The sequence below is a fragment of the Cohnella soli genome, from assembly GCF_042655525.1.
Classification (GTDB): Bacteria; Bacillota; Bacilli; order Paenibacillales; family Paenibacillaceae; genus Cohnella; species Cohnella soli.
On the sequence record NZ_JBHSMI010000025.1, the window covers coordinates 22,079 to 35,211 of the forward strand.

Annotated in this window: 13 protein-coding genes; all 13 read right to left on the reverse strand. The window is 55.2% G+C overall.

Features of this window, described 5'->3' with window-relative positions; translation table 11 throughout:
- Positions 1–10: 10 nt before the first annotated feature.
- The 13 genes from ACFPOF_RS12985 to ACFPOF_RS13045 all read right to left on the reverse strand — a co-directional run bounded on the left by ACFPOF_RS12985 (position 11) and on the right by ACFPOF_RS13045 (position 13,107).
- Positions 11–1,144: a hypothetical protein gene (locus ACFPOF_RS12985; protein WP_378133225.1), complete on the reverse strand. Its 1,134-nt coding sequence runs from the start codon at positions 1,142–1,144 to the stop codon at positions 11–13.
- Between the two features lie 76 nt (positions 1,145–1,220).
- Entirely contained in the window at positions 1,221–1,550 is a 330-nt protein-coding gene (locus tag ACFPOF_RS12990; RefSeq protein ID WP_378133227.1) for a hypothetical protein, read from the reverse strand.
- Between the two features lie 92 nt (positions 1,551–1,642).
- Entirely contained in the window at positions 1,643–3,133 is a 1,491-nt protein-coding gene (locus ACFPOF_RS12995; RefSeq protein ID WP_378133229.1) for a glutamate synthase subunit beta, read from the reverse strand.
- Between the two features lie 143 nt (positions 3,134–3,276).
- The gene (locus tag ACFPOF_RS13000) at positions 3,277–3,759 is read right to left on the reverse strand and encodes a dihydrofolate reductase (protein ID WP_378133231.1); all 483 of its coding nucleotides are present in this window, start codon (positions 3,757–3,759) and stop codon (positions 3,277–3,279) included.
- A gap of 128 nt (positions 3,760–3,887) precedes the next feature.
- Positions 3,888–4,679 carry an anti-sigma factor domain-containing protein gene (locus ACFPOF_RS13005; protein ID WP_378133233.1) on the reverse strand — a complete coding sequence of 264 codons (792 nt, stop codon included), beginning with the start codon at positions 4,677–4,679 and terminating at the stop codon, positions 3,888–3,890.
- A 2-nt stretch (positions 4,680–4,681) separates the two neighbouring features.
- Positions 4,682–5,248, reverse strand: coding sequence for an RNA polymerase sigma factor (locus ACFPOF_RS13010; protein ID WP_378133235.1), 567 nt, complete (start codon positions 5,246–5,248; stop codon positions 4,682–4,684).
- A gap of 61 nt (positions 5,249–5,309) precedes the next feature.
- Positions 5,310–6,017 carry a plastocyanin/azurin family copper-binding protein gene (locus ACFPOF_RS13015; protein ID WP_378133237.1) on the reverse strand — a complete coding sequence of 236 codons (708 nt, stop codon included), beginning with the start codon at positions 6,015–6,017 and terminating at the stop codon, positions 5,310–5,312.
- Entirely contained in the window at positions 6,014–7,654 is a 1,641-nt protein-coding gene (locus ACFPOF_RS13020; protein WP_378133239.1) for a plastocyanin/azurin family copper-binding protein, read from the reverse strand. Before ACFPOF_RS13020 ends, ACFPOF_RS13015 begins: the two co-directional genes overlap by 4 nt.
- A 150-nt stretch (positions 7,655–7,804) precedes the next feature.
- Positions 7,805–8,599 (reverse strand): thymidylate synthase, encoded by a 795-nt coding sequence (locus tag ACFPOF_RS13025; protein ID WP_378133241.1) that lies wholly within the window; start codon positions 8,597–8,599, stop codon positions 7,805–7,807.
- A 100-nt stretch (positions 8,600–8,699) separates the two neighbouring features.
- Positions 8,700–9,194, reverse strand: coding sequence for an acyl-CoA thioesterase (locus ACFPOF_RS13030; RefSeq protein WP_378133243.1), 495 nt, complete (start codon positions 9,192–9,194; stop codon positions 8,700–8,702).
- Between the two features lie 144 nt (positions 9,195–9,338).
- On the reverse strand, positions 9,339–10,760 hold the full coding sequence (gene lpdA / locus ACFPOF_RS13035; RefSeq protein ID WP_378133245.1) for a dihydrolipoyl dehydrogenase: 1,422 nt from the start codon (positions 10,758–10,760) through the stop codon (positions 9,339–9,341).
- 2 nt (positions 10,761–10,762) lie between these two features.
- A complete protein-coding gene (locus tag ACFPOF_RS13040; RefSeq protein ID WP_378133247.1) occupies positions 10,763–12,112 on the reverse strand; it encodes a dihydrolipoamide acetyltransferase family protein in 1,350 nt (449 codons plus the stop codon).
- 17 nt (positions 12,113–12,129) lie between these two features.
- Positions 12,130–13,107, reverse strand: a complete 978-nt coding sequence (locus tag ACFPOF_RS13045) for an alpha-ketoacid dehydrogenase subunit beta (protein WP_378133249.1) — start codon at positions 13,105–13,107, stop codon at positions 12,130–12,132.
- Positions 13,108–13,133 lie beyond the last annotated feature (26 nt).

A 13,133-nucleotide genomic window follows, 5' to 3' on the forward strand; every position in this document is an offset into this window, starting at 1 on the left:
CTTGTTTTGCTTATTTTTTCCCGGTAACGATATGGTCTGCACCCGTTCCACTCAAGCTAGACAGCTTGGCGAACAACTTGCGTACCCCATCAGACCACAGCGGGTCTTCGGCATACGTTTGATTAAACCACTCGAACGGGTCGTACCCATCCGGCCGGCTGTCCGCCAGTTTCAATAAAAACCGGGATGCGATACTTGCCGAATCTTGAATATCGGTATTGTATTCCATCCAGCTATGTCCGACGTTAAAAGGATTATTCGCGATTTTTAGCGCGTCCTTCGACGACTTCGGCACAAAACCTTGTTCCTGCCCCGTAATCGCAAACAGAAACAACGGATGGATATTATGTTGCTTGGCCGTAGCGACAATCGCACCAAAGTAGGGTTCCTCGGCAAGCAACGAATCTCTTCCTTTCAAATACGTCTTTAACGACTTGGAGTCGATGTCCGCGTAACGCAAATAGTCCGGCATCCCAACGTCAAGCGGCGCGACAGGGGCTGGAACAGCGACTTCAAGACGCGGATCCGATGCTTGCGGCTCCGCAGACGGCCGCAGCGCCAGCACCGCGAACACGCCGGCTCCGCCAATCAAGATTGTCGTCAGCAGAATCGCAGGGAACGGACGGGCCAATCTGCGCGCCGCGAGCTTTACAAGCTGCAATGCTGCCGTCCATACATGATTGTCAGGTATTCCATGATCCCCGCCAACCTGCACAGACGTAGACGAAGCGACGAGTGCGAGCTGCGGCATACCCGATCTTCGGTTGAGCCTCCTCGCCATCTGTTCCGCGCTCCACCTGCCCGGGTATCGCTGCTCTGCCCAGTTTGTCAATGCGCGTACAAGCTCCTCTTGCCGAACGTCATCGCTGTTGTTTGCGCTCGCAAGCTCCTCAACGCATAATTCCAGCACATCGTCAGGCCGAATTTCCCTCCGTTCGGTGAGTAAACAAGTCGCGATCAAACGGTTGACAAGCTCTTCCTTCTGCACTTCGGGCAGATCGGGAAGCCGCTGACGCAACGTTCGGCGAATAGCGTCCGCAACGATTTCCGCACGGCGATTGCCGGGGAGCGGCGCGTATTTCGTCTGGACATAACGGCGAATCGTACTGACATCCGTCGGCGACAACAATACGGCGTTATCCATGCATCCAGCCTCCCCCTCCGAACCCGATATTTGTCCATACCAGTGTATCATGAGGAAACTTTTGGGGGAACCCTGCCTATCGAACCAACGCTGCTTCGACGATATCCGCCTGTACTCGCGCAGATCGAAGGTACGCGTTAATCTGCTCCTGCTCACTCTCCGTCAGTTGATATTCGCAATCGATCTCCTCGTCTTGCGTGACGAGTTGAATCGGATGCCCCGCATGCGTACATACGGCCAATATCGAAAAGTCGATCAAATCGTCAGGCAGCGGCGTGTTTGCCGACAAGTCCACCCGCAAAATAACGTCCACCCACTGCGCGTCTCGCCGCTCTACCTCATGTCGAAAACCGATAAACTTCAGCTCGCGCCACTGTTCGTCTCCGTACCGAATCACATGCCTCATCCTTTCCACTGCTAGATTATCGCAGACCGCCAGCATTGCGCAAGAGGCCGCTCCCTCTCGGGAACGGCCTCTTCGCCTTCGCTAGCACGACATTATGGCAATTGCGTGCTGCCCATCAAAAACTTGTCGACTTCGCGCGCCGCTTCGCGGCCTTCGTTAATCGCCCAGACGATCAAGCTTTGTCCGCGTCTCATGTCGCCTGCGGCGAACACTTTGTCTACGCTTGTTTTATAGTCGCCGTATTTCGCTTTTACGTTCGTGCGACGATCCGTCTCGACGCCGAATTGATCGACAAGCGTCCGTTCCGGACCTTCGAAGCCGACCGCTACAAGGACGAGATCCGCAGGCCATACTTGTTCCGTGCCCGGGATTTCCTCGTAAATTTTACGCCCCTGCTCGTCCACGTAACGACGGATTTGCACGGTGTGCAGCTCTTTCACGTTGCCATTCTCGTCGCCGACGAACTTCTTCGTCAATACGGAAAAAGCGCGTGGATCTTCGCCGTACAATGCTTTCGCTTCCTCGTGGGCATAGTCGAGCGTATAGACGTTCGGATATTCCGGCCAAGGGTTGCTAGCAGAATCTCGCTGCAGCGGCGCTTTGGCGTGAGTACCGAATTGAGTGATGGATTTGCAACCGTGGCGAAGCGCCGTTGCGACGCAGTCCGTGCCCGTATCGCCGCCGCCGATGACGATAACGTTTTTATCTTTGCCGGACAAGTACGTGCCTTCTTGCAGCCCGTTGTCCAAGTAGCTCTTGATCGTGCTGTTCAAGTAATCCATCGCCGGATAAATGCCTTTCAGCTCATGTCCTTCGACGTTGCCGATCGGACGCGCTTTCGTTGCGCCGCCGCACAGTACGACCGCATCGAACTGGGATAAAATCTCGTCGGCGGTAATGTCTTTGCCGATCTCGGTATTGACGACGAACTGTACGCCTTCGGCTGCCAGCAAGTCAACGCGGCGTTGAACGATTTCCTTCTCCAGCTTCATCGTCGGAATGCCGTACATGAGCAAGCCGCCTATGCGATCCGACCTCTCGTATACAGTGACCGTATGACCGGCTTTGTTAAGCTGAGCAGCCGTCGCAAGACCCGCAGGACCGGAGCCGATAACCGCGATTTTCTTGCTCGTGCGAACAGCCGGAATTTGTGGAACGACCCAGCCTTCCTCGAAGGCGCGATCGATGATCGCTTGCTCGATGGTCTTGATCGTAACCGCGTCGCCGATCAGACCAACCGTACAGGAGCCTTCGCAGGGTGCAGGGCACACACGGCCGGTGAATTCAGGGAAATTGTTTGTTTTCGACAGTCGCTCGTAAGCTTCTTTCCACAGCCCGCGATAAACAAGATTGTTCCACTCCGGGATGAGGTTGTTGATCGGGCAACCTGACGCATTGCCGCTCAGCTCGATGCCGGTATGGCAATAAGGCGTGCCGCAATCCATACAACGAGCGCCTTGCGTGCGCAACTGGTCGTCGGAGAAATGCTTGTGGAACTCGTTCCAGTCCTTTATTCTATCGAGCGGATCGCGATCCGTCGGCAGTTCGCGTTTATATTCCATAAATCCCGTAGGTGTCGACATCTCATTTCCTCCATCTGTCGGTCTTATCGCTCGAGCGCGTACATGCGATTTCTAGGTTAATAATTGATTATCTTAACAAAGCGGGCCTATTGCTACAATGTATTATGCGCAATAAGATTTGTACTTTTTAACAGAATACGAGCCTATTCGCGCTCATAGACACAAAATGCGTATGGCAGCGTATTTTTGTCGTCCTGCACACCTTCGGTACGGGAAACGAGCTTCCATTGCGTGCGGTCGAATGTCGGAAAATAGGCGTCTCCTTCGAACGATTGCCCGATTTCCGTCAGCAGGAGACGGTCCGCATGTTTCAGCGACTGGGCATAAATCTCCGCGCCGCCGATGATCATGAGCTCTTCGTCCGCATAGCGCGACAATGCCTCATCAAGCGAACCGACTAGCACGCAGCCTTCCGGCGCATCCGTCAGATTTCGAGATAGGATTACGTTCGTCCGATCCTTTAGCGGCCTGCCAAGAGACTCGAACGTCTTACGCCCCATAAGCACCGGCTTGCCGATCGTCTGTTGCTTGAAATATTTCATGTCGGCGGGCAGCCGCCAAATGAGTTCGTTGTTGTTGCCAATAACGCCGTTCGAAGCGACGGCGGCGATTAGGGTCACGGTCATTTTCATTTGTCCTTTGCAAAAAAATATGACGAAGCCATACGAATATCATACCACAGCGCCCCAACCGTGCCTACCGGAGAGGGTTTGAAGAAACTGGGACGACCGAAGCCGCCCGCTTAAGTCTGCCCTTATATTTGCTTGTCGGAGCCGAACATTTTCGGCCCTCGAGGCGCGGAAGAATGGCTGTCGGGTTCTAAGGTGATGCCGACTGTATCGAAGGAAACCGCTTGGTCGTCCATGGGCAGCGTCGTGATGCCGATGCCGGACTCCCCGACCGTGAACGTGCCTGCGCTCGTCCGTTTGCCGTCCTTCAATAGCCAAACCTGATAGGCTTCTGTATCCTTCGTCTCCGGCGTTCCGAACACGTAGACGACCAACTGCTCTTTGCCATCCGTCCGAACTAAACATGCAACACCGTACGCGCGCGGATGATCCTCGAATTTTCCGTCCGCTCGATTGGCGTTAAGCTTATAGACCGCTTCGATGTTCGCTGGGGAAACTGCCGCGAACGGCTGCCCCTTCCCCGTCTGTTCGGTTTGGGCATCCCTGAACAACCATCCGGACAGGAACGCCATTAATAATACGGCGATTCCGATCATCCCAGCAATTACGCGTCTCAGGCTGAAAGCCGAACGTTTGCCCGACGGCCTAAAGCTTATAGCAGGGTTGCTCTTCGCCGGATTCGTAATCTCGTTTCCGATCAATGGCTTCATCACAGATTCCTTCAAATCCGCAGGCGGTTCCAGCAACTCGACGTCTTCACCGAGTCGGTCCCACACTTCGCGCCATAAGCTCGACTCTTCCAAACACTTCGGACAAGCCGACAAATGCTTTTCGAATCTTTTGCGCTGCATGTCCGAGCCTTCGCCCGACATATATTCGAATAGCCAATCGCATGCGGCCACTTCCCGGTCTCTCATCGTCAGCGTTCCCCTTTCAAGTCGCGGAGATGGCGGCGCAGCGCTTTAAGCGCTTGGTGAAGCCTATTTTTGACCGTACCGATCGGCTCCTCGCCCAACTCCGCGATTTCCTGCAACGTGTAGCCTTGCCAGTACAACATGTCGATCACTCTTCTCTGCGCAGCGCTTAATAGGCCTGAAGCCGACGCGATGGCCGATCTCCGGTCGCTGCGCTCCAGCATCGCTTCGGGGGCCTCCGTATCGGGGTCTCTTGTCATATTGTGCATTTCATCTATCGGAACCATGGAACGATGCCTTCGCTCGCGCCTTAAGACATCGATGGCTATATTCCTCGTCATCGTCAATAGCCAGCTTGAAAATTGGCCTTTACTCGAATCGTACTCCGCCTTCGTCGTCCATAGACGGGTATAAACAAGCTGTACGGTTTCTCGCGCAAGCGCCTCGTCTCCAGTCACCCGATAGGCGAAAGAATAGACGAGACGGGCATGGCGGTCGTACAGCTCGGAAAGAGCTTCTTGATTGTTTTCTCGGACCAAACGCATCAATTCCCCATCGGATGGCATTCGCATCAGGCCATTACTCCTTGTAATCGAACAGACGGATGGAAGCTGCCTCCCATCCGCCGCCATTCTATTCGTCTTCTACTTTAATTGTCCCCGTCATGCCTGGATGCGGAGTGCAGTAATAGGCGTACTCACCTGTTTTGTCAAACTTTACTTCTTCTGCGACGTCTTTCCCGAGCAATCCGGTATCGAAGATGCCGTCGTTCGACGTAGCCGTATGCTTCACGTCGTCACGGTTGATGAATTTTACCGTCGCACCTTTGCGCACGGTTACCTCGGACGGAGAAAAAGCAAAATCCTTGATCTCGACGATGACCACTTTCTCGGAAGCTTCGGCGCTGGCTTGCGCCGATTCGGCAGGTTTGGCCCCGATGCCTGCAGCCGTGCTTGCGCTTGGCTCCGAGCTCGGCTTTGAAACTGGCTTCGGACTAGAGCTCGGCTTGGCACTCGGCTTAGCGCTTGGTTTAGTGCTTTCGCTTGCCTGAGTGCTCGGTTTCGTGCCTGCGCTTTCACTAGCACCTGGACTCGAACCGTGATCCTTACCGACGGATTCATGAGTGCTGACACTGGAACTTTCGCTCGGGCTCGGGCTTGAGCTCGCTTCCGAGGAAATCTGCGATGTCTCCGACGGAACAGACGTATGGGCCGACTCGCTATGAACGTTATTCGACGCCTGCTGCCCTTCCTCCTTCCCGGAAGAAGCGCATCCCGACAAGACCACGATCAAACCGGCCAATACCGAAAAGGCTAAACTACGCTTCAAGCGATTTTTCATTGGACGGTAATCGTTCCTCTCATGAAGGATTTGTGCGGCTCGCAGTAATACTCGTATGTTCCCGGCTTGTCGAGCTTAATCGTTGCGGATTGCCCTTTATCCAACAGATCGATCTTGAACGATCCGTCCACGGCAACGGCGTTATGCTTCATATCGTCGCGATTGACGAATTCGATCGTCGTTCCTGCTTTCACCGTCAGCTTCGTCGGAGTGAAGGAAAAGTCCTTCATTTCGATCGTTACCTTGTCCGTAACGGGTTCCGCAGCTGGCGTAGCGTTGCCTGCGGTCGTACCTGCGAACGTTGCCGGATTCAAGACGAACCAAACATTGCCGACGCCCTGCCCCTTCAAGCCTCCTCGTTTCGAATCCTGGAAGAAATAATACAGAGGATACCCTTTGAACGTTGTCTGCTTAACCCCATCGCTTCTTGTGATTTCACCGAAATCGGACGAATTCACCCCTTTTGGCGCGACGACCGACTTCGCATGGAAAACCGGCCACTTCGCCAAGCAATCGCCGGCGCATACGCTGCTTCCTTTAGGATCTTTATCGAAGTAATACAGCGTAACCCCATGATCGTCGACCAGGTAGTTGCCGAGATTCGCGTCAGTTCCCAGTACGACCGAGTAGAACGGCTGCTTGATCGAATACCAGACGTTGTTGACCGCTTCCCCGTTCGTATCCCCGGCTTTCGCGTCCTTCGCGAAATAATAGAGCGGCCAACCTTTATACGTAAGCTGCTTCGCTCCATCGGAACGGACCGACACACCGAAATCAGAAGCCGGTGCGCCTTCCGGAAGGATTAACCGGTCAGAATAGAAAACCGGCCAATTCGTCAAACATGCTCCCTGGCAGGTACTCAGATCGGCCATGTCCTTCGTGAACAGGTAAAGCGTCATGCCATGCCCGTCCGTGAGATACTCCGAACCGTCCGCCGCCTTGCGAACGTCGATCCGAGCGCCTCCGAGCAGCTTTGCTTTCTCGGCGTCGACGACTTTCTCGTCAACGAGCTCCTGCAACAAAGTCGACTCCGCGCCCTTAGGTTTTGCCTGTAGCGTCTCCGCCAAAGCGATCGCCAAATCGCGGTTCGTAAACGGTGTAACGGCTGCCGCGCGGAAGATGCCTATGGAAGCCGCGAAAGTCAGCGTATCCTTGTATGCGAATTCCATCCCCGAACGATAACGAAGGAGTTCCAGCATGACCTTATACAGCTGCTGCGGCGTAAGCGGCGCGTTCGGCAGGAATTCCCCGTTCTCCGTTCCGTTCCAGCCAAGCTCCGGATGGGCTTTAAGGTAGGCGAGGAACGGTCGGTTTGCCTTGCCCGTACGAGCCGAATCCTTGAAATTGTTCATCCCTGCGAAACTTGCAGCCTCTTGCTCCTTGCCGATAAGCCTAAGTTGCAGGATGGCTGCTTGAATCCGCGTCGTCGTCCGGCTTAAGTATGCGTCGGTTACTCCTTGACCGTCCCCTTTTAATACCCCAAGCTTCGCGATCGCATCCGACGCAGACGTCGTCTGTACCGTTGGCACTGAACCTGCTCCCTCAGCTTGCTCCCCCATCGCGATCGACCCAACTGGTGTAAGCGACAATAGAATGGCCAAGCAGATCGTGATCACCCCATGTTTTCCTTTGAACATTCCCAAGTTCTCCCCTTTCCGATTTCAATGCACATGAGCTAACGGAAGAAATGGGATTACGGTTTGACGGTTTTGAAAAAAATAAAAAATCGCCTTGCCGTCCGCAAAAGGACGAACAAGACGATTCCAAAAATGACAGGGTTAATCCGTTTACACGGCCACGGTCGCTTTGATTGAAGGGTGATGCTCATATCCTTCGAAGATGAAATCCTCGAATACATAATCGAAAATCGAGTCCGGCTTGCGAGCGATAACGAGCTTCGGCAATGGTAAAGGCTCACGCGAAAGCTGCAACTTCACCTGCTCGAGATGATTGCTGTAGATATGCACGTCGCCGCCGGACCATATAAACTCGCCGGGTTCCAGCCCGCATTGCTGAGCGATCATATGCGTCAACAGCGCGTAGGAGGCGATGTTAAACGGCAAACCGAGGAACGTATCGACCGAACGCATCGTCAACATGCAAGACAACTTCCCGTCCGCAACGTAAAATTGGAACACGAAATGGCACGGAGGCAGCTTCATCTCCTCGATGACGCCGACGTTCCAGGCGCTGACGAGATGTCTGCGGGAGTTCGGGTTGTTCTTGATACCGTCGACGACTTGTGCGATCTGATCGATCGTCCGACCGTCTGTCGTCTCCCATGCGCGCCACTGGGAACCGTACACCGGGCCGAGATCGCCGTTCTCGTCCGCCCATTCATCCCAGATGCGAACGCCATGATCCTTCAAATATTGAATATTCGTATCGCCCCTGAGGAACCAAAGCAATTCGTGGACGACCGATTTCAGATGAATGCGTTTTGTCGTTACGAGCGGGAAACCTTCGGATAAATCGTATCGAAGCTGCCGACCGAACACCGACAGCGTCCCCGTTCCGGTCCGGTCCCCTTTCTGTACGCCGTTATCGAGTACATCTTGAAGCAAATCCAAATAATTACGCAATGAAACACACCTCGACCGAAGTTTTTTGCTTATTGTATCATCCCGATCGCCGACTGTCGATGTGCGGAACGACCGATTCCGCCGGGATGGAATGACGGATTCATTCCGTCGTCGTGAAGCGCTGAGCGCGGCGTTTCTTGCGTTGCTCGTAACGTTCAGGCGCACTGTCGTGCAGCTTGCGCTCCGCGTCGTTTTCCGGCGCGACGGGCGGCACAGCTACCGGCTTCCCCTGCTCGTCGACGGCGACAAACGTGGAGAACGCCGTGCACGTCACCCGGCGATGTCCGCTAAACAGATTTTCCGCCCGCACGACGACGTACACTTCCATCGAGCTTCTGTGCGTCCACGTAACGAACGCTTCCAGCTCGACCGTCTCGCCCATCCGAATCGGCGCTAGGAAGTCCAGGCTGTCCGTCGATGCCGTCACGACCGGCTTGCCGCAATGCCTCATTGCAGCGATCGCGGAAATTTTGTCGATATAATTCATCAATGTTCCGCCGAACATCGTGCCGTGATGGTTCGTGTCCGTCGGAAATACGAGCTCCGTCATAATGGAACGGGACCGGCCCATGGGACGGGCCTCAACGTTATCCATCTGCTCCACCCCCTGGCGAGTATGAAAAAAACCTTTACGAAGGACGAACACTTCACATGAAGCGCCATTCCTTCGTAAAGGTTATGCGGCGAGGGCGTGTCTGCAAACCCACTCAGGGGCATCTCACACCGCCCTTGCGCCGGATTAAGATTTCGGAGCGATCGTGTGGATCGGATGACCCATCGCAAGCTCTGCGGCGTCCATCGTGATTTCTCCAAGCGTCGGGTGAGCGTGGATCGTCAGCGCGATGTCTTCGATCGTTGCGCCCATCTCGATCGCCAGGCCGAGCTCGGCGATCATGTTGGAAGCTTCGACACCGGCGATTTGCGCGCCAAGGACGAGGCCAGTGTCCGTGTCATGAACGATTTTCAGGAAACCGTCGGCGCCGTTCAACGTAACCGCGCGGCCGTTGCCGCCGAACGGGAACTTGCTGGACTTCGCTTTGTAGCCTTTTTCTTTCGCTTCCTTCTCGGTGTAGCCAACGCTCGCGCATTCCGGATCGGAGAATGCGACAGCCGGGATGCATTTATAATCGACTTTAGCAGGCAGGCCGGCGATTGCTTCCGCCGCGACTTTCGCTTCGTAAGAAGCTTTGTGCGCAAGAGCAGCGCCTGGAACGATGTCGCCAATCGCGAAAATGTGCTTCACGTTCGTGCGGCATTGTTCGTCGACTTCGATCAGACCGCGCTCGCCGACTTTAACGCCCGCAAGCTCAAGGCCGAGGTCGCCGTCCGTATTCGGACGACGTCCGACAGTGACGAGCAAGTAGTCGGCCGTAACCGACTTCTGCTCCCCGCCGACTTCGTAAGTAACAGTAACGTCTTTGTCGGTTTGCTCCGCGCTTTTGGCCAGCGCGCCGTTCACGATCTCGACGTTTGATTTCTTCAACTTCTTGACAACGAGCTGGCTCATGTCTTTGTCGAAGCCTGGAAGAATCGTATCCGCGCCTTCGAGGATCGTCACTTGCACGCCGAATTTCGCGTACATTTGGCCGAGCTCGATGCCGATATATCCGCCGCCTATGACGACAAGGCTTTTCGGCAGTTCAGGCAAGCTCAGTCCCTCTGTCGAAGACAGAATGCGTCCGCCGAACGGGAACGGCTTCAGCTCGATCGGGCGGGACCCCGTCGCGATAATACAGTTTTTGAAACGGTAACGAGGCGCTTCGTTCTCGTTAAACAGACGCGCTTCGTTCTCGTTGATGAACATCGCTTCGCCTTGGAACATTTGCACTTTGTTCGCCTTCAGCAACATTTCTACGCCGCCCGTCATTTTGTTGACGACCGATGTTTTGTACGCTTGTACTTTGCCGAAGTCAACGCTGATGTTGTCCGCCGACAGACCGTAGTCTGCCGCGTGCTGCATCGCTTCGTAGTGGTGCGCCGAGTTGATCAGCGCTTTGGAGGGAATACAGCCGACGTTTAAGCATACGCCGCCGAACTTGCCCTTGTCCGCAATAATGACTTTTTGACCCAATTGAGCGGCGCGAATCGCTGCGACGTAACCGCCAGGACCGGCACCGATGACGAGCAAATCGATATCTAAAGAAGCATCTCCAACGACCATAATTATACCTCCATGACCAGCAGTTCAGGATCGCTGAGCAGCTGTTTGATGTAGTTTAAGAAGTTTTGCGCCGTAGCGCCGTCGATGATGCGGTGATCGAAGCTTAAGCTAAGCGCCATAAGCGGTGCCGCTACGATTTCGCCGTTTTTGACGACCGGCTTCTCCGTAATGCGTCCCGTGCCGAGAATCGCCACTTCCGGGAAGTTGATAACCGGCGTGAAGAACATGCCGCCAGCCGATCCGATGTTCGTAATCGAGATCGTGCTGCCTTTCAGTTCGGCCGCGCCCAGCTTGCCGTCGCGTCCGCGAGCGGCGAGATCGCGAATTTCATTCGCTACGGACCAGACATTCTTGCGATCGGCGTCGAAGATGACCGGCACGATCAAGCCGTTGTCGGTATCGGTAGCGATGCCGATATTATAGTATTTCTTGTAGACGATTTCGTTGGCCGCTTCGTCGATCATCGCGTTCATGACCGGGAATTCCCGCACGGCCGCGACGAGAGCTTTCACGATAAACGGCAAGTAAGTCAGCTTGACGCCTTTTTTCTCTGCGATCGGCTTCGCTTTCGCGCGCAATGCGACAAGGCCGGATACGTCAACTTCGTCCATCAGCGTAACGTGCGGAGCCGTATAGACGGATTTGACCATCGCGTTCGCGATCGCTTTCCGAATGCCTTTGAACGGCACGCGCTCTTCGACGCCCGGACCGAATGAGGCCGGCGCTTTGGCAGTTGCAGCAGCCGCTGGTGCAGCCGCGCTTGCTGCAGGCGCTTCTGCGGAAGCTGCCGGAGCAGCGCCGCCGCCGGAGAATCCGAGTACGTCTTCGCGGGTAATGCGTCCGTTCTTGCCGCTGCCGGCAATCTCGGCGATGGCAACGCCTTTCTCGCGGGCGAGTCTACGTACGCTCGGTGTCGCGAGGACGATGCCGCCGTTTGCCGATTGAGCAGCCGGAGCCGGGGCCGGTGCGGCAGGAGCCGCTTCCGCCGCAGGCTGTTGCGCCGGTTGGCCTTTCGTATCGGCGCCGCCGACCGCCTCGTTGCCGCTTGCGCCGCCTGACGCTTGCGCGTGGTTGTCGGAAGCCGCATGTCCTTGATCCGGCACGTCGCCTTCCGCTTCAATGATCGCGACGACTTCCCCGACATGCATGACTTGTCCGTCTTTCGCGAACACTTCGGTTACTTTGCCGTTAACCGGGCAAGGCACTTCCACGATCGCTTTGTCATTTTGCACTTCCATAATGATATCTTCGTCTGTCACCGTCTGGCCCGGCGCAATGTGCATTTTGACGATTTCGCCCTCATGCAGCCCTTCGCCGAGCTCCGGAAACCGATATTCGAATCTCGTCGTCACCTGGAGTCCTCCCTCGATTAGAACTGTACAACCTGGGTAGCGGTTTTCGCGATACGAGCAACCGATGGCAACCATGCATCTTCGATTTGCGCGAATGGATATACCGTATCCGGACCTGCGCAACGAAGCACTGGAGCTTCCAGGTGCAAGATGGCTTTCTCGTTGATTTGGGCGATAATTTCGGCTGCGGCGCCGGAAGTTTTTTGCGCTTCCTGCACAACGATCGCGCGATTCGTTTTCTGAATCGAAGCGACGATCGTATCGATATCGAGCGGCAACAACGTGCGAAGGTCGATGACTTCCGCAGAAATGCCTGCTTTCTCAAGCTCGTCTGCCGCTTTCAGCGACGTGTGTACCATCAAGCCATACGAGAGAATCGTGACGTCTTTACCTTCGCGCACGACTTTTGCTTTGCCGATCGGCACTGTATAGTCGTCTTCCGGCACTTCGTCGCGGAACGCGTGGTATAAGTTCAAATGCTCCATGAAAAATACCGGATCGTTGTCGCGGATCGCGGAAATCATCAAACCTTTGGCGTCGTATGGATTGGATGGGATGACGACTTTAATGCCCGGCGTCTGGATGGCCAAACCTTCCAGAGAGTCGGTGTGAAGCTCCGCCGCTTTAACGCCGCCGCCGAAAGGCGTACGGAATACGATCGGGGAATGATAGCGGCCGCCGGAACGATAGCGCATGCGCGCCGCTTGAACGAACATTTGGTCGAGCGCTTCGTAGATGAAGCCGACGAATTGGATTTCCGCAATCGGGCGGAACCCTTGCGTGCCGAGACCGACGGCAAGGCCGCCGATTGCCGATTCCGCGAGCGGCGTATCGAATACGCGCATCTCTCCGAATTCGGCTTGCAGCCCTTCCGTCGCACGGAATACGCCGCCTACTTTGCCAACGTCCTCGCCGAACAAGATCACGTTAGGATCTCGTTTCAGCTCGACGCGCATCGCGTCGCGGATCGCTTCTTTCATATTCATTTGAGCCATGCTGCTGAACCCTCCCACTTTTGAAC

Coding starts and splice junctions, on each gene's coding strand:
- ACFPOF_RS12985 (WP_378133225.1), bottom strand. CDS start 1,144: ATGGATAACGCCGTATTGTTGTCGCCGACGGATGTCAGTACGATTCGC.
- ACFPOF_RS12990 (WP_378133227.1), bottom strand. CDS start 1,550: ATGAGGCATGTGATTCGGTACGGAGACGAACAGTGGCGCGAGCTGAAG.
- ACFPOF_RS12995 (WP_378133229.1), bottom strand. CDS start 3,133: ATGTCGACACCTACGGGATTTATGGAATATAAACGCGAACTGCCGACG.
- ACFPOF_RS13000 (WP_378133231.1), bottom strand. CDS start 3,759: ATGACCGTGACCCTAATCGCCGCCGTCGCTTCGAACGGCGTTATTGGC.
- ACFPOF_RS13005 (WP_378133233.1), bottom strand. CDS start 4,679: ATGAGAGACCGGGAAGTGGCCGCATGCGATTGGCTATTCGAATATATG.
- ACFPOF_RS13010 (WP_378133235.1), bottom strand. CDS start 5,248: ATGCGAATGCCATCCGATGGGGAATTGATGCGTTTGGTCCGAGAAAAC.
- ACFPOF_RS13015 (WP_378133237.1), bottom strand. CDS start 6,017: ATGAAAAATCGCTTGAAGCGTAGTTTAGCCTTTTCGGTATTGGCCGGT.
- ACFPOF_RS13020 (WP_378133239.1), bottom strand. CDS start 7,654: ATGTTCAAAGGAAAACATGGGGTGATCACGATCTGCTTGGCCATTCTA.
- ACFPOF_RS13030 (WP_378133243.1), bottom strand. CDS start 9,194: ATGGATAACGTTGAGGCCCGTCCCATGGGCCGGTCCCGTTCCATTATG.
- lpdA (WP_378133245.1), bottom strand. CDS start 10,760: ATGGTCGTTGGAGATGCTTCTTTAGATATCGATTTGCTCGTCATCGGT.
- ACFPOF_RS13045 (WP_378133249.1), bottom strand. CDS start 13,107: ATGGCTCAAATGAATATGAAAGAAGCGATCCGCGACGCGATGCGCGTC.